15 protein-coding genes are annotated in these 19,173 nt (G+C 68.3%); 7 read left to right on the top strand and 8 right to left on the bottom strand.

Going from position 1 to position 19,173, the window contains the following annotated elements:
- Positions 1-1,047: 1,047 nt before the first annotated feature.
- The 7 genes from ETR14_RS19020 to ETR14_RS18990 form a co-directional block, all read right to left on the bottom strand.
- Positions 1,048-1,737: a response regulator gene (locus ETR14_RS19020; protein WP_129387550.1), complete on the bottom strand. Its 690-nt coding sequence runs from the start codon at positions 1,735-1,737 to the stop codon at positions 1,048-1,050.
- On the bottom strand, positions 1,734-4,394 hold the full coding sequence (locus ETR14_RS19015) for a sensor histidine kinase KdpD (RefSeq protein WP_129387547.1): 2,661 nt from the start codon (positions 4,392-4,394) through the stop codon (positions 1,734-1,736). The genes ETR14_RS19020 and ETR14_RS19015 overlap by 4 nt, the downstream gene beginning before the upstream one ends.
- The gene (gene kdpC, locus ETR14_RS19010; protein ID WP_129387544.1) at positions 4,391-4,957 is read right to left on the bottom strand and encodes a potassium-transporting ATPase subunit KdpC; all 567 of its coding nucleotides are present in this window, start codon (positions 4,955-4,957) and stop codon (positions 4,391-4,393) included. The genes ETR14_RS19015 and kdpC overlap by 4 nt, the downstream gene beginning before the upstream one ends.
- Before the next feature lie 11 nt (positions 4,958-4,968).
- Positions 4,969-6,999 (bottom strand): potassium-transporting ATPase subunit KdpB, encoded by a 2,031-nt coding sequence (kdpB, locus tag ETR14_RS19005; protein WP_129387542.1) that lies wholly within the window; start codon positions 6,997-6,999, stop codon positions 4,969-4,971.
- Between the two features lie 11 nt (positions 7,000-7,010).
- Positions 7,011-8,714 (bottom strand): potassium-transporting ATPase subunit KdpA, encoded by a 1,704-nt coding sequence (kdpA, locus tag ETR14_RS19000; RefSeq protein ID WP_129387540.1) that lies wholly within the window; start codon positions 8,712-8,714, stop codon positions 7,011-7,013.
- Between the two features lie 15 nt (positions 8,715-8,729).
- Positions 8,730-8,819, bottom strand: coding sequence for a K(+)-transporting ATPase subunit F (gene kdpF, locus ETR14_RS18995; RefSeq protein WP_129387537.1), 90 nt, complete (start codon positions 8,817-8,819; stop codon positions 8,730-8,732).
- A 103-nt stretch (positions 8,820-8,922) separates the two neighbouring features.
- A complete protein-coding gene (locus ETR14_RS18990) occupies positions 8,923-9,768 on the bottom strand; it encodes a TorF family putative porin (protein WP_129387534.1) in 846 nt (281 codons plus the stop codon).
- Positions 9,769-9,967: 199 nt separating this feature from the next.
- Between ETR14_RS18990 and ETR14_RS18985 the strand changes: the two genes are divergently transcribed.
- Genes ETR14_RS18985 through ETR14_RS28945 form a run of 6 tightly spaced genes read left to right on the top strand, consistent with a single transcriptional unit; the run spans position 9,968 to position 17,276 of the window.
- Positions 9,968-11,350 carry an SWIM zinc finger family protein gene (locus ETR14_RS18985; RefSeq protein ID WP_129387531.1) on the top strand — a complete coding sequence of 461 codons (1,383 nt, stop codon included), beginning with the start codon at positions 9,968-9,970 and terminating at the stop codon, positions 11,348-11,350.
- The gene (locus ETR14_RS18980) at positions 11,343-12,764 is read left to right on the top strand and encodes a DUF5691 domain-containing protein (protein WP_129387528.1); all 1,422 of its coding nucleotides are present in this window, start codon (positions 11,343-11,345) and stop codon (positions 12,762-12,764) included. Before ETR14_RS18985 ends, ETR14_RS18980 begins: the two co-directional genes overlap by 8 nt.
- On the top strand, positions 12,761-13,840 hold the full coding sequence (locus tag ETR14_RS18975; RefSeq protein WP_129387526.1) for an AAA family ATPase: 1,080 nt from the start codon (positions 12,761-12,763) through the stop codon (positions 13,838-13,840). Before ETR14_RS18980 ends, ETR14_RS18975 begins: the two co-directional genes overlap by 4 nt.
- 5 nt (positions 13,841-13,845) lie before the next feature.
- On the top strand, positions 13,846-16,098 hold the full coding sequence (locus tag ETR14_RS18970) for a DUF5682 family protein (protein WP_129387522.1): 2,253 nt from the start codon (positions 13,846-13,848) through the stop codon (positions 16,096-16,098).
- Positions 16,095-16,616 carry a hypothetical protein gene (locus tag ETR14_RS28950; protein ID WP_206185870.1) on the top strand — a complete coding sequence of 174 codons (522 nt, stop codon included), beginning with the start codon at positions 16,095-16,097 and terminating at the stop codon, positions 16,614-16,616. The genes ETR14_RS18970 and ETR14_RS28950 overlap by 4 nt, the downstream gene beginning before the upstream one ends.
- 54 nt (positions 16,617-16,670) lie before the next feature.
- Entirely contained in the window at positions 16,671-17,276 is a 606-nt protein-coding gene (locus tag ETR14_RS28945) for a VWA domain-containing protein (RefSeq protein WP_243455584.1), read from the top strand.
- Positions 17,277-17,311: 35 nt separating this feature from the next.
- Here ETR14_RS28945 and ETR14_RS18960 read toward each other — a convergent pair whose 3' ends face one another.
- A complete protein-coding gene (locus ETR14_RS18960) occupies positions 17,312-18,142 on the bottom strand; it encodes a hypothetical protein (RefSeq protein WP_129387519.1) in 831 nt (276 codons plus the stop codon).
- Between the two features lie 192 nt (positions 18,143-18,334).
- On the opposite strand from ETR14_RS18960, the gene ETR14_RS18955 reads away from it, so the two are divergent.
- Positions 18,335-19,165: a winged helix-turn-helix domain-containing protein gene (locus ETR14_RS18955; protein ID WP_165356524.1), complete on the top strand. Its 831-nt coding sequence runs from the start codon at positions 18,335-18,337 to the stop codon at positions 19,163-19,165.
- Positions 19,166-19,173: the final 8 nt, after the last annotated feature.

Here is a 19,173-nt window from a genome sequence, read left to right as displayed (position 1 = left end):
AGCCGCTTCTGTGCCGAGAGATATCTCGACATCTGAAGCAGACAGCATTTCTCTATCGAAAACACGCCGTTCGGCGTCTGTCCGCTCTGCTCTCTCTAGATGATAGTGATGGCGCGCACTTACTGACGCCGTCGCACGCGCTCCGAACCCGCCAAGATGCTTTACCCCCACGTCGATGCACCGACACACATGTGCCGGCACGGATTTGGATATCCTGCCCAATTTCAAGGCAGTATCATGATTCTCAGCTTATCGGACCTTCAGCATGCGCGATATCCATGATCTCCGCTCCGCCGACACAATCGGCCAGGAACAAGCTCCGAAATGGACCATTGCTCAAGTCATAAATTCACAGCGCTAAAACATACTTCGAGTAGTTGTTTCGTTGACCAACTTGGTATTTTACATTTATCGTAAATGCCTTGCGCATTATCAATCCCACATTGCCAGGATTTCTTTTAGATCCAGCTTATCTATATTAAGCAGTTGATCTTATGTTAGACAGTATGAACTACCAAAAGAAATTGCAAATGGCGCGAAATCGCGGACGAAGAGCACGACGATCATCGGCTTTGACCGCCGTAACACTTCAATCACCTCGACCGGCTCGCATCCTGTCGATGCAAAGGTCTCACGACGGCAAAGCACCCTGCCTGCGCGACGCGCGACGCTTCGATAGAGCCGCTCGACTCCGACGCGACCGAGTCGAAGCCTGCCGCCCCTAGGCCGGTCGGCGGGGTGCACCATAGGGTGGGACACCGCCGCAGTCGGCGCAGAACGCCGCCATGCAATGTGCGAGATGCACCCTCCGGTAGTCGAGGCGCAGGCGATCGGTCGCGCGCATCGGATCGCCAGTCGCAGCCGGTCTTCGTCCACAGCCTGATCGCCGATGGCACGATCGAGGAAAAGATGCTGGTATTGCAAACCCGCAAGCAGGGCTTTGCCGATGCGCTCTGGGACGGCAACGCCGGCGGGTTCTCCGGGCTGAGCGACTCCGACGCGCTTGCCCTGTTCGCTTGATTCACGGACCCCAGAAGGTGCCGCGGATCAGCCGTCGGCGAGCAGCCGGTAGCCGATGCCGAGCTCGTTGACGATCAGTGCCGGCCGGGCCGGATCGGCTTCGAGTTTCTGGCGAAGGTTGCGGACGACGATGCGGAGATAGTCAATGCGGTGATCGACCTCGTGCGGCCAGGCGGCGGCGAGTACGCGCTGGTGGGTGACGACCCGCCCGGGGCTGAGCGCCAGCTGCTCCAGCACCGCGAACTCCTTGCGGGTGAGATGGATCTCGGCGCCGTCCCGACTGACGGTGCGATTGGGAAGATCGACGGCGACGCCGGCGGCACGAACCACCACCGGCGTGCCCTGGGCCAGCACGCGCTGGCGCAAAGCGGCGCGAAGACGGGCGAGCACTTCCTCGCTGTCGAACGGCTTGGTGACGTAATCGTCGGCGCCGAGATCGAGCGCGGCGACCTTCTGATCGGTCGCGTCGCGGGCCGAGATCACCAGGATCGGCGCATTGCTGTCCTTGCGCAGCAGCGGCACGATTTCCAGCCCATCGCGATCGGGCAGCCCCAGATCGAGCAGGATCGCATCCGGGCGCGCGGCACGCGCCTCGGCCAGCGCCTCCGCCGCATTGATCGCCTCCAGCGGCTGATAGCCGCCGCGCACGAGCGTCGCCTGCAGCAGCCGCCGGATCGGCAGCTCGTCGTCGACGATCAGAATCCGATGTCCGCTCATTCCTCCAGCCCCTGATCGGATCCGCGCACCAGCAGACGCTCGGGCACGTGAATGCTGAAACGTGCACCGGGGCGATCTTCCCGATTGGCCGCCGCCACCGTCATGCCCATCGCTTCGGCAAAGCCCTTGACGATGGCGAGGCCGAGGCCGGTGCCGCCGGCCGAACGATCCGAGCCTTCGAGGCGGCGAAAGGTCTCGAACATCTCGGGCTCGCGGCCCGGCGGCAGGCCAGGCCCCTCGTCGATCACCGACAGGCTGAGGCCGTCGTGACGCCGCTCGGCGCGGACGGTGATCGGCGAACCCGGATCGGCGTAGCGGCCGGCATTGTCGAGCAGGTTGAGCAGGATATGGTGGAAGAGCTGGGGATCGGCCTCGACCAGCGGGAATGTCGGTGGCACCTCGAGCACGATGTCGTGCTGCTCCAGCGAGCGGCGCGCATCATGGACGGCGGCGCCGACCGCATCGGTGAGATCGACCGGCTCCAGCCGGAGCCGGATCGCGCCGGCTTCGACCCGTGCCATGTCGAGCAGATTGGCGACGAAGCGGTTGAGCCGCAACGCCTCGCTCTCCACCGTCTCCAGCAACGGATCGTCGATCCGGCGGCGCAGCTCGCCGGCGGCGGCAAGCACCGACGTCAGCGGAGTGCGAAGATCGTGGCTGACCGACGAGAGCAAAGCCGCGCGCAGCCGATCCCGCTCGCGCACCGCATCGACGTCGCGCATCTGCCCCTCCAGCCGAAGCCGCTCCAGCGCAAGCGAGGTCTGATCGAGCAGGCTGGCGAGCAACGGCAGCTGATCCGAGCGAACCGGATCGCGGTTGTCGTCGCGGGCGATGCCGAGCACGGCGAGCACGCGGTCGCCGGCGCGGAGCGGCTGGAACTGCCAGTCGGAGGCGGCCAGGGTGCCGGTGCCCCGCCCCGCCGGCTCGCCGCGGTCGAGCACCCACTGGGCGGCGGCGAGCTCCATCGTCTCCAGCCGATCGCCCGGCGCGCTGCTCGCCTGCACCGCAAGGCCGGCCGCGGTCGACTCGAGCAGAACCACGCGGGCGTCGAACAGGCGCGCAATCTCGAGGCAGGCGGCCTTGCCGACATCCTGCGGGTCGGCGAGCGCGGTCAGCTGGCGCAGGTAACCGGCGAGCGCGGCGTTGGTGCGGGCGCTGGCGGTGGCGAGATCGGCCTGGGCACGGACTCGCGAGGTGAGCTGGCTGGTCACCACCGCGACGGCGAGCAGTACGAAGATCGACACGATGTTTTCGGGATTGTTGACGGTCAGCGTGCCTGTCGGCGGCAGAAAGAAGAAATTGTAGGCGAGGCTGGAGGCGAGCCCGGCGAACAGGCCCGTACGCAGGCCGAACAGGCTTGCCGCGGCCATTACCGGCAGCAGGTAGAGCAAAGCGACGTTGCCGAGATCGAGGACGTGGAACAGTCCGGACGCGACGGCGGTGACTCCGGCGACCATCAGCGCCGTCCAGGCATAGCCGCTGCGGCGGCCCCAGCTTCCCCGCATCGGCCGCGACGGCGGCGTAGCGGCACGCTCCATCGGCAGCACGTGCACCGCGACGCCCGGAGTCTCGCGCACCAGGCGATCGACGACGGAGCCGTGGCGCAGCTCGAACCAGCGCGAGCGCGCCGATTTGCCGACGACGATCTGGGTGGCGCGCGAATCCGCCGCATAGGTCTTGATACCGGCGACCACCGAGCGGGCCGGCACCGACGCGACGGTCGCGCCGAGCCGGGTGGCGAGCGCGAGGCAATCGGCGATGCGGCGGTGGTCCGCGGGGCCGAGCTGGCGGGTGCGTGGAGTCTCGACGTGGATCGCCGCCCAGGGCGCGTGGACCGAATCGGCGATGCGTTTGGCGGCGCGGACGAGTTCCTCGGCACCGGGCAATTCGCTGACGGCGATCAGGATCCGCTCGCCGCCGGCCCAGGTGCCGCCGAGCGCATTGGCGCGCAGATGGTCGAGCATCTGCGCATCCACCGCCTGGGCCGCCCGGCGCAGCGCCAGCTCGCGCAGCGCCGACAGATTGGACTTGGAGAAGAAGTGGGCGAGCGCCCGGGTCGCCTCTTCGGGAAGATAGACCTTGCCGTCGCGCAGCCGCTCGATCAGCTCGTCGGGCGGAATATCGACAACCTCGATCTCGGCCTGTTCGAGCACCGAATCCGGCACCGTCTCGCGCACCCGCACCCGGGTGAAGGAGGCGACGACGTCGTTGAGACTTTCGACATGCTGGATGTTGAGCGTCGAATAGACGTCGATCCCAGCGGCGAGCAGTTCCTCGACGTCCTGGTAGCGCTTGGGGTGGCGGCTGCCGGGGGCGTTGGTGTGGGCGAGCTCGTCGACCAGCGCCAGGGCCGGCCGCCTTTCGAGCAGCGCATCGAGATCCATCTCGTCCAGCGATCGCCCCTGATAGTCGACCCTGCGGCGTAACAAGGTTTCGAGCGGCTGGGCCAGCGCCTCCGTCTCGGCGCGGCCGTGGGTCTCGACGACGCCGATGACAACGTCGACCCCGCTCCGCTTCCGCGCCGCCCCTTCGGACAGCATCTCATGGGTCTTGCCGACGCCGGGGGCGGCGCCGAGGAAGATCTTGAGACGGCCGCGGCCCTCCTGCGCCGCCTGGCGCAGAAAGACCTCGGGTTCGGGGCGGTCGCGATCGGTCAAGGGTGCAGGTCGTCCAAGGCCTGGTTGAGCGCGAGCACGTTGACCCGCGGCTCGCCGAGCAGGCCGAACAGCGGCCGCTCCGTCCGGCGCGCGACCAGTTCGCGCAGCTGCCCTTCCGGCAGGCCGCGGGCGGCAGCGACCCGTCCCGCCTGCGCGAGCGCCGCCTCGGGCGACAGGTGCGGATCGAGACCGGAGCCGCTCGCGGTGACGAGATCGGCAGGCACCGGCGCACCCGCCGATCCGAGGTCGGCGCGGACACGGTCGGCAAGCGCCTGCGACGCGGGGCCGAGATTGGAGCCGGATGAGGCGAGGCCGTCATAGCCCGCACCCGCCGCCGACGGCCGACCATGAAAGTAACCGGGCGCGGCGAAACTCTGGCCGATCAGCGCCGAGCCGACGATCCGGCCGCCGGTACCGCGCACGAGGCTGCCATTGGCCTGCGCAGGGAAGATCGTCTGTCCGACACCGGTCATGGCGAGCGGATAGAGGATTCCGAGCAGCAGCGCGAACAGGAACGTCATGGTGAGCGCCGGACGCAGCGACGAGGTGAAATCTTGACCCATAAAAAGGCTCCTCAGGCGAGACCGAGGCCGTTCACGGCCAGGTCGATGATCTTGATACCGACGAACGGCGCGATGAGGCCGCCGAGGCCGTAGACGGCGAGATTGCGGGCGAGCAAAGGCCCGGCACCCATCGGCTTGTAGGCCACCCCCTTCAGCGCCAGCGGCACCAGCATCGGGATGATCAGGGCGTTGAAGATGATCGCCGACAGGATCGCGCTCTCGGGCGAGGCGAGACCCATCACATTGAGCAGGCCGAGCCCGGGATAGAGGGCGACGAACATCGCCGGGATGATCGCGAAATATTTGGCGACGTCGTTCGCCACCGAAAAGGTGGTGAGCGCCCCCCGAGTCATCAGCAATTGCTTGCCGAGCCCGACGACCTCGATCAGCTTGGTCGGATCGCTGTCGAGATCGACCATGTTGCCGGCCTCGCGGGCGGCCTGGGTGCCGGTGTTCATCGCCACGCCGACATCGGCCTGGGCGAGCGCGGGTGCGTCGTTGGTGCCGTCGCCGCACATCGCGACCAGCCGGCCCTCCTGCTGTTCCTTGCGGATCAGCGCCAATTTGTCCTCCGGAGTCGCCTGGGCGAGGAAATCGTCGACCCCAGCCTCGGCGGCGATCGCCGCGGCAGTGAGCGGATTGTCGCCGGTGATCATCACCGTGCGGATGCCCATCGCCCGCAGCTCCCCGAAGCGCTCGCGGATGCCGGCCTTGACCACATCCTTGAGCAGGATCGCGCCGAGCAGCCGCCCGTCTTTCGCCACCGCCAGCGGGGTGCCGCCGGCGCGCGCGATCTCGTCGGTGATCCGGCGCAGTTCGGTGGCGGCGGCGCTCGCCGCGGCCTCCGGATTGGCCTTGAGCACCGAATCGACCGCGCCCTTCTCGATCAGCGTCTCGCCCAGACGAACTCCGGAAAGCCGGGTCTGGGCGGTGAACGGGATCACTTCGGCGCCGTCCGGCAAGAGGTCCTGGGCGATCCCGAAACTTCCGCGGGCGAGCAGCACGATCGAGCGTCCCTCGGGTGTCTCGTCGGCAAGGCTTGCGAGCAACGCCGCCTCGGCCAGAACGCTGCTTTCAACGCCGGCGACGGCGCGGAAATCCGACGCCTGGCGGTCGCCGATCGTGATCGTACCGGTCTTGTCGAGCAGCAGCACGTCAATGTCACCGGCCGCTTCCACCGCCCGCCCCGATTTGGCGAGCACGTTGAAGCGGACGAGACGGTCCATGCCGGCGATGCCGATCGCCGACAGCAAGGCCGCGATCGTGGTCGGGATCAGGGTGATCAGCAGAGCGGCGAGGATCGCGACCGGAATGCTGCCGCCGGCGAAACTGGCGAACGCGGGAATAGTGGCGACCGCGATCAGGAAGATGATGGTGAGGCCGACGAGCAGGATGGTGAGCGCGATCTCGTTCGGAGTCTTCTGCCGCTCGGCGCCCTCGACCAAAGCGATCATCCGGTCGAGGAAGCCCTGGCCCGGATCGACGGTGACCCGGACCGTGATCGCGTCCGAAATCACCCGCGTGCCTGCCGTGACGGCGGAGCGGTCGCCGCCCGCCTCGCGGATGACGGGGGCGCTCTCGCCGGTGATCGCCGCCTCGTTGACGCTGGCGATCCCGTCGATCACCTCTCCGTCGGCGGGGATAAGATCGCCTGCAGTGACGCGCACGAGGTCGCCGGCGCGAAGCTGGCCGGCGGCGACCTGCTCGCTGCCGCCGTCGCGCAGGCGCCGGGCGGTAAGCTCCGCCTTGGTCGCGCGCAGGCTCGCCGCCTGGGCCTTGCCGCGGCCCTCGGCGAGGGCCTCGGCGAAGGTACCGAACAGGACGGTCAGCCACAGCCAGACGACCAGCTGGAGCTTGAAGCCGGTGGCGAGCGGGTCGCTGCCGAAGATCAGCAGGACGAGCAGCAGCAGAGCGACGCAGGCGGTAACGAACATCACCGGATTGCGGACGAGCTCCCTCGGATCAAGCTTGCGAAAGGCGCCCCCGATCGCGGGCAGGAGAAGATCGGCGGTGAACAGGGAATTCGTGGTGGCGCGTGCCATGTCGCCCCTCCTCAGAACAGCTGGCCGCGGATCATCGCGAGATGATCGGCGATGGGACCGAGCGCGAGGCTCGGCAGGAAGGTGAGGCCGCCCAGGATCAGGATGATCCCGACCAGCAGGCCGACCCACAGGCCGCCGGTGGTCGGAAAGGACCCTGCCCCGGCCGGCGTATAGCTTTTCGCAGCGAGGCTGCCGGCGATCGCCAGCATCGGCACGATGATGAAGAAGCGGCCGAGCCACATCGCGACGCCGAGCAGACAATTGTAGAAAGGCGTGTTGGCGGTGAGCCCGGCGAAGGCCGAGCCGTTGTTGGCGACCGCGCTGGTGAAGGCGTAGAGGATTTCCGAAAAGCCGTGCGGACCCTTGTTGAGCGGCCCCGCAAGCCCCGCGGCAGTCACGGAGGCGATCGCGGTGAAGCCGAGAATGATCAGCGGCAGGATCGCGATCGCGAGCACCGCCAGCTTGACCTCGCGCGATTCGATCTTCTTGCCGACATATTCGGGCGTGCGGCCGACCATCAGCCCGGCGACGAACACGGCCAGGATCGCGAACAGCAGGAAGCCGTAGATGCCGGCGCCGACGCCGCCGATCACGACCTCGCCCAATTGCATGTTGAACAGGGGCACCAGGTCGCCGAGCGCGGTGAAGCTGTCGTGCATCGCATTGACCGCGCCGCAGGAGGCGGCGGTGGTGACGACGGCGTAGAGGGCCGACGCCGCGATGCCGAAGCGTACCTCCTTGCCTTCCATGTTGCCGCCGGCGACGCCGAGCTGGTGGAGAACGGGATTGCCCGCCGCTTCCGCCCAATAGGTGAGGCCGGTGCCGACGAGGAACAGGATCATCATCGCGGCGAGGATCGCCCAGCCCTGACGGGTGTCGCCGACCGCCTTGCCGAAGGCGAAAGCGAGGCCGAGGCCGATCACCAGGATCGAGACCATCTGCACGAAATTGGTGAGCGCCGTCGGATTCTCGAACGGATGCGCAGAGTTGGCGTTGAAAAAGCCGCCGCCATTGGTGCCAAGCAACTTGATCGCTTCCTGCGAGGCAACCGGGCCGAGCGCGATCGTCTGCCGCGCGCCTTCCAGCGTGCTGACCTCGACGCTGCCGGCGAGCGTCTGCGGCACGCCGCTCGCCATGTAGAAAATGGCGAGCGCGATCGACAGCGGCAGCAGAAGGTAGAGGGTGATGCGGGTAAGGTCGGCCCAGAAATTGCCGATCGTTCCGGCCGAGCGCCGGGCAAAGCCGCGGAACAGGGCGAAAGCGAGCGCAATGCCCGTCTCGGCCGACAGGAAATTGTGAATGGTGAGGCCGAGCATCTGGCTGAGGTTCGACATCGTCGATTCGCCGGCATAGCTCTGCCAATTGGTGTTGGCGGTAAAGCTGATCGCGGTGTTGAAGGCGAGATGCGGACCGACCGCCGGCAGCGCCTGCGGGTTGCCGGGCAGCACGCCCTGCAGGCGCAGCACCGCGAACGTGAACAGAGCAAGCGCGAGGTTGAAGACGAGCATGTGAACGGCGTAACGGCGCCAGCCCTGCTCTGCCGAGGGATCGATCCCGGACAGGCGGTAGAAGCCGCGCTCCAGGGGGCCAAGGATTGCGTGAAGGGGCGTGCGGCGGCCCTCGTAAAGTGCGAACAGCCACAGCCCGATCGGCTTGGCCAGCGCCAGCAAGGTGCCGGTGAAGGCGAGGATCAGGATCCAGCCCTGGAATGTCATGATGTCCCGCTCCTTTCAGAAGCGTTCGGGGCGGACGAGCACCGCCACCAGATAGGCGAGCAGTCCGAGCGCGGTGATCGCGGCGAGCCAGAGATCGAGGGTCATCGCGTCACCTCAGGCCTGATCAACGAGGCGCACATAAGCGAGCGTCAGTGCGGCAAGGCCGAGCAGGATCGCGAGCCAGAGCAGGTCTTGCATGATCCCCTCCTCAGAAGCTGGCGGTGAGCGAGGCGACGAGCGCCGGGTCGGCGATCGATCCGGCTCCATCCTGGCCGCGGCTGAAGCTCGGCTGGAGCAAGGCCGCCTCCCGGCGGCCGATGTCGGTGTCGACGTAGGAGAGGTTGAGCGTAAGGTTCCTCCACGCCGCGTCGACGCCGAGCGACCAGTCCCAATAGGTCCCGGTCGGGGCCGCACTGGTCGCATTGGGGCCGAGGCCGCGATTGCCCTCGGAGCGGCCGACATGCGCCTTGAGGCTGAGCGGCGTGCCGGCGAGCTTCAGCGCCCCGTCGCCCCACAGGTAGAGATTGTCCTCCTTGTCGCCGGGATCGTCATAGAGGCCGGCAGCCGCCGACGCGCCGCTCTCGTACCAGCGGCCGAGCGCCTGCTGCGGCGGCGCGTAAGCGACGCCCGCGGTGAGGCCGAACGGGCCGCGTGTGCCCGACACTTTCACATAGGGTTCGGCGTAATCGCTCTCGTCGGCGCCGCCCGGATACATGTACCAGGTCAGGCCGACGTCGATCGTGCCGTTGGCACCGAGCGGCCGCCGATAGCCGCCGATGAGATCGAGCTCCATGTTGGCGCCGCCGAACGTCCCCCAGCCCGACAGGTTCGAAGCCCAGGCGCCGGCATAGGCGCCGCTTCGATGGGCGAGCGTCACCCCGGCCTGAACGGCCATGTCCTCGTCGGTCTGCGAGACGCCGCGAAGGCGATAATCGGACAGGATCGCGGCCGATCCGCCAACGGTAAAAGGCTGAGCCGGATCGGCCGCTTGCGCGAAGGCCGGTCCGGCGGTGGCGGCGACAAGAGCGGGCACGGCGCCCCAACGGATATGCATCTGACTTCCCCCAGATCCGCGCCGAGGACCGGCGCGTGGTGAGGGACGTCAATTAGGCCGCCCCACCGTTGGGGTTCGAGATCGGAAGCCGCCCATCTCCATAGTATTTGCATAGTGATTTGGCGCTGCGGCCGGAGATCGCCCTCTTGAGCTTTGCCGGGCTTCGCCTAAGCTGGCGGCCTTCCGGGGGCGGGACAGAGTGGCAATCGATCTTAGAGCGGTGGAGCAGCTTGCGACCGATCAGGCGTCGCTGAAGGCTGCTGCCGGGCTCGCCAAAGCCGGCAAATGGTCCGCCGTGGGGGCGAGCTCCGACGGTGCCCTGATCTGGGGCCAGTGCGCCGGATCGGGCGCGAACCCCTATCGGGTGATGGCGGACCTGCGCGATCTCGGCAACAAATGCACGTGCCCGTCGCGCAAATTCCCGTGCAAGCATGTGCTTGCCCTGCTGTGGCTGAACGCCGAGAGGATCGTACCCTTCGCGGAGACGGAGACGCCCGATTGGGTCAGCGATTGGCTGGGCCGTCGGCGTGGCGGCGGTGCGGGCCGGCACGCCACCGGCGAGCCGAGCGCCCCGAAGGACCTTGAAGCGGCCCGCGCTCCCAAAGCAGAGATGGCGGATCCGCAAGCCGCTGTCCGACGAGAGGCCGCAGCCGCCAAGCGTACGGAAGAGACGCAGCAGGCGATCCTCGATGCGCTCGACGCACTCGAACAATGGATCGGCGACCAACTGCGCCTCGGGCTCGGCGCCTTCATCGACGATGCCACTGCGCGGTGCCGGCGGATCGCCGCGCGAATGGTCGACGGCAAGGCGGCCGCCCTGGCAGGGCGTCTGGACGAGCTGCCGGCGCGCCTGCTCGCCTTGCCGATGGGCGAGCGGGTGCGGGGCGCCGTGGTGGAGCTCGGCAAGCTGGTGCTGCTCGCGCGGGCGTTCCGGGCGCGACCGCGGGACCCGGAGATCCGCCGGGCGGTCGCCACCACCGAGCCGCGCGAGACGCTGCTCGCGGACCCGGCTGCGATGCGGGTGACGAGCACTTGGGAAGTGCTCGCCGAGCTCGTCGAAACGCGCCGCGATGGCCTGGTGTCGCAGGCCACCTGGCTCCTCAATCTCGAGACTGGCGGCCCCGCATTTGCGATGCTGCTCGATTTTCATCCGGCCACGGCAGGCCGGCGTGCCTCTGTGTTCACGCCCGGCGAACGCTTCGCAGGCGAGCTCGTTTTCTATCCCGCCGCTCTCCCGGTGCGTGCCATTCTGCTCGGCCGCACACCCGGACCCGCCGAGGCCGCGGCGGCACCTTGGCCACGCCCGATCGACGAGATCGGCCCGCAGCTTATGGCGCCGCTGCTCGACCAGCCCTGGGCGATCGAGTCTCCCGTCCTGCTTCCGGCCGGACGTCTTGCGGCCGATGCTGCCGGAGCGCTCTGGTGGCGGGCTGCGGACGGCACGACCCTGCCGCTGGCGGATGCGGTGCCGCGTCCGTTGCTCGGCACCGCTTTGGACGCCGCCGCGGCGCTCTGGTCGAACGGTCGCCTGACCCTGCTCGCGGCGGCGACGCCGTGGGGGAGGCTCGGCGCACGTGATTGATGTCACCCAGCAGGCGCTCGGACCGGTGCTCACCCGGTGGACGACAGGCGGTGCGGCCACGGCCTCTGCGCCGGACGAGCTCCGCGAGGCGATCCTCGCCAGCGGTGCCGAGCCGGAGCTCGCCTTGCTGGCGCTTGCCGGCCAGTTGCTCGGGGCGCTGACCGTGGCGGAGCCGGCGTCCGACCTCACCTGTCTGCCCGATCTGCCCAGGCCTTCGCTGCCGCCGATCGCGGAAGCGCTGCGGCCCCTCGCCCGCCGGCTGCTGATCAACCAGCGCCACGACGGGCAGTGGCGCCAACTGCTCGACTTCCTTGCCACCCGAGGGTGGACGATGCACCCGGGCGATTGGATGCCGGGCGCGAACGACGAGGACGTTCCGGACGTTTATGCCGGCTGGCGCGACTGGGCCGCTCTGGCGGGCGGGAGCGATGCCGGGCGACGCTCCGGCCAACCTTTGTCAGAGGAGAGTTGGCAGGATTACGGCCCCGCCGGTCGCGCCGCGGCGCTGCACGCTCTGCGACGGAGCGATCCGGACGCCGCACGCGCTCTGCTCGTCTCCCGGCTGGCCGGCGAGCCCGCGGACTCGCGACTGCGGCTGGTGGCCGTGCTGGGCCAGCGTCTCTCGCTCGATGATCAGCCGTTGCTCGAAAACCTGCTCGGCGATCGCGCGCCGAAAGTGAAGGCACTCGCCGCCTCCCTGCTGGCGCGTCTCGGTGCCCGCGGCGACGCCGGCGAAGAGGCAGCTGAGCTTGCCGATTTCTTCAGCATCGAGACCAAGGGCTTTCTGCGCCGGGCCAAAGTGCTCGCACCCCGAGCGCTCAAAACAGCCGCGCAGCGGCAACGCCGCCACGAATTGCTCGCACGAATCGACTTCCCGTCCTTCGCCGCCGCGCTCGGCGCAGAGCCGGACGGGTTGCTGGCGCTGTGGCAATGGGGCTTGGACGAACAGGCCGACAACGGCTTCGCGACGATGATCGCCGGCTCGGCATCGGATGCGATTGTCGACGCCGTCTGCACCGTCCTCAGCGAGAATCCCGCCACGCACCATGGCAGCCTCGTCGCATTGCTGCCGCGGCTTTCACCGGCCGCCCGCGGCGCAGTGGCCGGGCGGTTCCTCACGGCGCGCGGCGGCAGCTTCGCGGCCGCGGCAGCGCTCGGCGCCGGCGCCTGCCGAATCGACGATCCTCTGCGCACGCCAGCCGGCGCGGCCCTGCTCGGGCAGATCGCCAGCGAGGATTCCGGCACGCGCGCTGCCGCCGCGGCCGAGCTGCACGCATTGGGCCTGGTCGCCTCGCGCGCCGCGGCGCAGCATGCCCTGGAGAGGCTTACGCGCGCGGGCATGCTTTCCGCCGACCCGACACTCGACATGGTACGGCTCAATGCCGGGCTCGACGACAATGGAGTGACCGAATGACCGACAAATTGCGGCAACCCGCCGAAGAACAATATCGGGCGGAACTCGCCGCATTGGCGGCCGGCGACGACGGGCGAAAGCCGGCCGGATGGGCATTGTCGCCGCGGTCCGTCGTCGCCTATCTGATGGGCGGCACCGCGCCGGACGGCAGCCCCGTCTCGCCGAAATTTGTCGGCGATCGCCGGCTGATCGAAACCGCGGTGGCGACCCTTGCGACCGATCGCGCGCTGTTGCTGCTCGGCGTTCCCGGCACCGCAAAGTCCTGGGTCTCGGAGCATCTCGCCGCCGCCATCGCCGGCGACTCGACCTTGGTCGTGCAATGCACCGCCGGGACCGACGAGAACCAGATCCGCTATGGCTGGAACTACGCCCGATTGCTCGCGCACGGCCCGAGCCGGGAGGCGCTGGTGCCGACGCCGCTGATGCGGGCGATGGAGACCGGGAAGCTCTGCCGCCTCGAGGAATTGAGCCGGATGGGCAGCGACGTGCAGGACACGCTGATCACCGTCCTGTCCGAGAAGATGATGCCGATCCCGGAGCTTAACACCTCGGTCTATGCCGAGCGCGGCTTCAACATCATCGCCACCGCCAACAACCGCGACAAAGGCGTCAACGAACTCTCCTCGGCGCTGAAGCGCCGGTTCAACGTCGTCGTTCTGCCGCTGCCCGACAGCGCCGCCGAGGAGGTGGCGATCATCGTCAAACGGGTCGGTGAGATGGCCGCCAACCTCGATCTTCCAGCCCCAAGGAACGTCGCCGACGAAGTCGCCCGCGTGGTGTCGATCTTCCGCGAACTGCGCTCCGGTTCTACCGAGGACGGCAAGATCGCGCTGAAGACACCGTCCGGAGGCCTCTCCACCGCGGAAGCGATCGGGGTCATGGTCGGCGGCATCAGCGAGGCCGTTTTCTTCAACGACGGCCTTCTCACGCCGGATACGCTGGCGAGCAACATGATCGGGGCGGTGATCAAGGATCCGGTGCAGGACCGCGCCGTGCTCGGCGAATATCTCGAGACGGTGCTGAAGAAACGGCGCGGCTTCGAAGGCTATTATGCGTCACTGACCGACCGCATCTGATCGAGATGGCGGCATCTGTCTCCCTGTTCGGAATCCGCCACCACGGGCCCGGCTCCGCCAGGCGCCTGGTGGAGGCGCTCGACGCGCTTCAACCCACGGCAGTTCTGATCGAGGGGCCGAGCGATGCCTCCGATCTCTTGCCCCTGCTCGCCGATCCGGAGATGGTGCTGCCGGTGTCGCTGCTGGCTTATGCCGAGGACGATCCCGCCAACGCGACCTTCTTCCCGTTCGCGGACTATTCGCCCGAATATCAGGCCGTGCTCTGGGCGGTGCGCAACGGAGCGCTTCTGCGCTTCATCGATCTTCCGGCGACCGACCGCCTGGCACGACGCGCGGCGCTGGCGCCGGGCGAGGAGGAGGAGGAGGAGGAGGAAGCGCGGCTCACCGCACGCGATGAGGATCCGATCAGCCGAGACCCGATCGGGATCCTGGCGGAGGCGGCCGGCTATGCCGACGGCGAATCCTGGTGGTCGGACGTGATCGAGGAGAATCCGCATCCGGGGCCGGTCTTCGGCGCAGTCGCCGATGCGATGTCCGCCCTGCGGGCGGAAACGCAGGGGATCGCCGCGGACGAAGCGGCGCGCGAGGCCCATATGCGTCTCGAAATCGCCCGCGCGACCAAGGAGACGGACGGTCCGGTGGCCGTGGTCTGCGGCGCCTGGCATGTTCCGGCGCTCGCCGAAAAGCGCAGCCAGGCAGACGACAGGGCGCTGCTGAGGGGGCGACCCAAGACGAAGGTGAAGGCAACATGGGCGCCGTGGACGACGCCGCGCCTCGCCCGCGCCAGCGGCTATGGCGCCGGCGTGGCTGCTCCGGGCTGGTGCGCACACCTCTGGCAGACTCGGGCGACTTCGGACGGCGACACCGAGTGGCTCACCCGTATTGCTGGCCTGCTGCGCGACAAGGGGCATTTCGTCTCGACGGCGTCGGTGATCGAAGCGCAGCGGCTGGCAGTCGGCCTCGCCGCCCTGCGCGAGCGCCCTTCCCCCGGTTTCGATGAGCTGCGCGAGGCGGCGATCTCCTGCCTCTGTTTCGGCAATCCCGTCATCTGGGACGAGATCGCGCCGGAGCTGCTGGTCGGCACGGGCGTGGGCGCGATCCCGTCCGCAGCCCCGCTGGCGCCTTTGCTCGAGGATCTGCAGCGGCAGCAGAAGACGACCCGGCTCAAGCCGGAAGCGCTCGAGCGCAATCTGTCGGTCGATCTGCGCAGCGACAGCGGACTGGCACGATCGACCCTGCTCCATCGCCTCAACGTGCTTGATGTACCCTGGGGACGGCTCGCCGATGCCGGTCGCAGCCGCGGCACCTTCCGTGAAAACTGGACGCTCTGCTGGCAGCCCGAATTCTCGGTCCGGCTGATCGAACATCTCGTCTACGGCTCGACCATCGCCGAAGCCGCGTCGGCCCGGATCGTCGAACGGATCGCGGCGGAGCCCGAACTGGACCGCCTCGCCGCCCTGGTCCGCGAGGCGATGATTGCCGATCTGCCGCGGGCGGTCGGCAGCGGCATTGCGGCGCTCGAGCACAAGGCTGCGCTTACCAGCGATTGTCGGGCTTTGTTGGCGGCGCTGCCCTCGATGGCCGACATCCTGCGCTATGGAGAAGCGCGTGCGGGGCCGGCCGAGCACCTCGCCTTGCTGATGCCGCGGATGGTGATCGAGGCCGCACTGGCGCTGCCTTATGCGGTGCGCAACCTCGACCCCGAAGCGGCCGAAGCGATGCGGGACGCCATTCTCGATGCCGACCGCGCCATCGCCCTTGCCGAGCTCGCCGGCGACGTGGTCGAGAGCTGGTATGCCGGGCTCGAACGCCTGCTCGGCGACGACCAGGCGACCCGGCTCGTCGCCGGCATCGCGGCGCGCCTGCTCTACGAGGCGGAGCGGCTCGCCGCCGGAGACGCAATCATACTGCTCGGCCGCATGCTCTCGCCTGGAACCCCGATCCGCGAGGCAGCGGGATTTTTCGAAGGCTTTCTCTCCGGTGCGGGCCAGCGCTTGATCCATGACGAAGGGCTGCGCGGCGCGGTCGATCAGTGGCTGCTCGGCCTTGATGAAGATTCGTTCGTCGCCAATCTGCCGCTGTTCCGAAGAGTCTTCTCGGCGCTCGATCGCATGGAGCGGCGGCGGCTGATGGATGCCTTGCTCGCGCGCGGTGGCCGCCCCGGCGGCGGCTATCGCTTGCTGCCCGGTGCGGCGGCCGCGTGGCCGGCCCATGTCGCCCGCGTAACGGACTTGCTGCAAGCGGGAGCCCGGACATGAGCGAGGACTCCATCGAAGAACGCGCACGCCGCTGGACGCTGGCTTTGGGCGTCGGCGACGAGGGCGACGAGGCCGCCGGCTTGTCGCCCGCCGACCAGCGCATGTCGGCAGCGCTGTCTGCGCTCTACGGCGACGGAGACGGCGAAAAGAAGGGGCGTGGCGGGCTCGGCGCGTCGGCGCCGAGGGTGGCGAAGTGGCTGGGCGACATTCGCGAATTCTTCCCCGCCCCGGTCGTCCAGGTGATTCAGAAGGATGCGTTCGAGCGCAAGGGCCTTCGGCAGATGCTGCTCGAGCCCGAATTGCTCGCCACGATCGAGGCAAACGTCAACCTGGTCGCGGATCTGGTCGCGCTGCGCGGTGCGATGCCCGACAAGACCAAGGAGACCGCGCGAACGGTGATCGCGAAAGTCGTCGCCCAGTTGATGGAACGGCTGGAACGGCGCACTGCGGATGCCATACGCGGCGCGCTCGATCGCTCGCGGCGGACGCGCCGACCGCGCTTCGGGGACATCGACTGACCGCGCACCATCCACAAGAACCTGCGCCATTATCAGGCCGAGCACCGCACCATCGTGCCGGAAAATCTGGTGGGCTTCCTTCGCCAGCAGCGCCGGATCGTCGATCTCGACGAGGTCGTCCTCTGCGTCGATCAATCGGGCTCGATGGCGAGTTCGGTCGTCTACGCATCGATCTTCGCGGCGGTGATGGCGTCGCTCCCGGTGGTCGCGACCAAGCTGGTCTGCTTCGACACGGCCATCGTCGATCTGACCGAGGAACTCGCCGACCCGGTCGAGGTCTTGTTCGGCGTCCAGCTCGGCGGCGGCACCGACATCGACCGTGCGATCGCCTATTGCGAGAGCCGGATCGAGCGGCCGGCGAAAGCCCACCTGATCCTGATCTCGGACATGTACGAGGGCGGCGACGCCGCCTCGCTCGTCGACCGCCTCACCCGCCTGACCGTTGCCGGTGTCAACGTCATCGTGCTGCTCGCCCTGACGGACACCGGCCGCCCATCCTACGATCCGCAGCTCTCCGCCCGCGTCGCCGCGCTCGGCATTCCGGTCTTTGCCTGCACGCCGGACCAGTTTCCGGACCTGATGGCAACGGCGCTCCGCCGCGAGGACGTGCATCTCTGGGCCGCCGAGCGGGACATCAAGGTCATCCGCGCCGACGCATAGATCCGCAGAAAGCCAAGCGGTGCTGGGACCGGCGATCAGGCGATCTCCGGCCCGAGCGCACCGCCGAGGCTGCCCTCGCCGACGGACGCAGCGGGTTCTGCGGCGACATCGCGGGCGCGCAGGAGATCGCCGACCAGCCAGACCGCGCCCATCATCGCCAGGCTGATGCCGAGCCCCGCCCAGCGCAGCCACTGATCCGGATGGGTGATCGCGCCCGGCAGCCAGCACAAGGCGGCGAAGCCCAGATACATCAGGCCGGCGAGCCGCGTCGCCGGGATGGCGAGACGATTGGCGAACAAGGCTGCGGCGACGGCAAGGTGGCAGAGGCCGGTGAAGCCCGCCCAGAAACGGCCGCTGCCCGGCAGCCATTCGGGCACCATCCCCGCCGTCCCGTCGATGGCGATGAAGTGGGCGAGGCCGAAGACGACCGAGCAGACACCGTAGACGATCCGAACGGCGACGAGCCTGGATCGGGCAGGCGCATGCGCCGACGTCCGCATCCAGATCGTCGCCGCACCGACTGCAACCGCCAGGTTCTCGCAGACGCCGAGCCAGATCGTGCCGGGCTGCTCAGCAATATTGGCGAGAAAGGCGGCGACATAGGCAAGGAAGAGCAGGATCTGGATCATCGCGGCGGCCCGCATCGTCCGCCGAAACAGCAGGCCGGCGCCCGACAGCACCAGCAGCCCCGCCGAGAGGAAGGCGAGCGGCTGTCGCAGCGGCAGGCTTTCCGGGACCGGCTGCCAGAAGATCGCGAAATCCCGCTGCAGAAAGCATGCGACACCGTAGAAGATGGTCGCGATGCCGAGGATCCAATGGCCTAGCTCACGCTGCTCGGCAGCACGAATCCGCTGTTCAAACCGCATCGACACTCTCCTGGCATGACATGGGGGAGCGCTCGGCGCCCCGCGCTGAGCGGCCAGAAAGGCCGACGATCGGACGGCAAGTCGAATAAGGAAAAGCTGAAGATGTTCTGAAGCGCGCGTCCCGGGCGGCCGGGCCTTGCAACGCAGGCGCGGCTGCGGTCTCTTGCCGGGACCGGATCAGGGAGACGATTCTTGTCAGACGCGGGAACCGCCGAGGTCGACTGCAGGATCGGCGAGTGGACCTTCTCGCCGGCCTCGAACGCGCTGCGGCGGGGCGAGGAGCGGCGGCGGCTGGAACATCGGGCGGCACGCACGCTCGAACTGCTTTGCCGCCGCCGCGGCGATGTCGTCTCGCAGGACGAAATCCTGGCCGAAGTCTGGAACGGCCGTGCCATAAGCGCGAACAGCGTGCCGGTCGTGCTCAAGGACATTCGCAAGGCACTCGGCGACGACGCTCGCGAGCCGCGCTTCATCGAGACGGTGGCGAAGCGCGGCTATCGCCTGTTGCCGGAGGTCGCCACCGCGCAGCCACAAGCATCCGAAACCCCGACCCTGTCCCGCGCACGGCCGCAGCGACGCATTCTCCTCCCGGCGACTGTGCTCGCGGCGGTGCTGATCCTTGCGGCGATGGCGTTCTGGGCCATTTCGCGCTCCGGGCCGGCGGCGACCCCGCTGATCGTCAAGGCCGCCGAGGACGCGACGGGTACGCCACGCTATCGGCCGCTAGCGCGGGCCTGCGACGAGCTCGTCATGGCCAGCGCCCAGCGGATGCGCGGCGTCCAGGTGTTTCGCGGGGGCGAGAATCGCCCGGGTGCCGTCACCCTGCGAACCCGCCTCATCCTGTGGAACGGTGCACCGATGGTGATGATGTCGGCACAGGATGCAAACGGCGCGGTGCTCTGGACCGGCATGACCTCGGGGGTCGAAAGCCGGATCCCACCCGAAATCGGGCGGGCGATGCAGGGCCTGGAAGCGAAGCTCGGGACGCAGGCCGGCGGAGCTGCCGCTGGCGCGCGGGGTTGAACGAACGC

It is taken from the genome of Sphingosinicella sp. BN140058 (assembly GCF_004135585.1).
GTDB lineage: Bacteria > Pseudomonadota > Alphaproteobacteria > Sphingomonadales > Sphingomonadaceae > Allosphingosinicella.
Note: the sequence above shows the minus strand (reverse complement) of the source record. Positions and strands in the feature narration are given on the sequence as shown.

Excerpts from the sequence above, each read along its gene's own strand:
- kdpC (WP_129387544.1), bottom strand. The coding sequence starts at position 4,957 with ATGGGTCAAGATTTCACCTCGTCGCTGCGTCCGGCGCTCACCATGACG.
- ETR14_RS28950 (WP_206185870.1), top strand. The coding sequence starts at position 16,095 with ATGAGCGAGGACTCCATCGAAGAACGCGCACGCCGCTGGACGCTGGCT.
- kdpF (WP_129387537.1), bottom strand. The coding sequence starts at position 8,819 with ATGACCCTCGATCTCTGGCTCGCCGCGATCACCGCGCTCGGACTGCTC.
- ETR14_RS18970 (WP_129387522.1), top strand. The coding sequence starts at position 13,846 with ATGGCGGCATCTGTCTCCCTGTTCGGAATCCGCCACCACGGGCCCGGC.
- ETR14_RS18975 (WP_129387526.1), top strand. The coding sequence starts at position 12,761 with ATGACCGACAAATTGCGGCAACCCGCCGAAGAACAATATCGGGCGGAA.
- ETR14_RS18960 (WP_129387519.1), bottom strand. The coding sequence starts at position 18,142 with ATGCGGTTTGAACAGCGGATTCGTGCTGCCGAGCAGCGTGAGCTAGGC.
- ETR14_RS18990 (WP_129387534.1), bottom strand. The coding sequence starts at position 9,768 with ATGCATATCCGTTGGGGCGCCGTGCCCGCTCTTGTCGCCGCCACCGCC.
- ETR14_RS19020 (WP_129387550.1), bottom strand. The coding sequence starts at position 1,737 with ATGAGCGGACATCGGATTCTGATCGTCGACGACGAGCTGCCGATCCGG.
- kdpA (WP_129387540.1), bottom strand. The coding sequence starts at position 8,714 with ATGACATTCCAGGGCTGGATCCTGATCCTCGCCTTCACCGGCACCTTG.
- kdpB (WP_129387542.1), bottom strand. The coding sequence starts at position 6,999 with ATGGCACGCGCCACCACGAATTCCCTGTTCACCGCCGATCTTCTCCTG.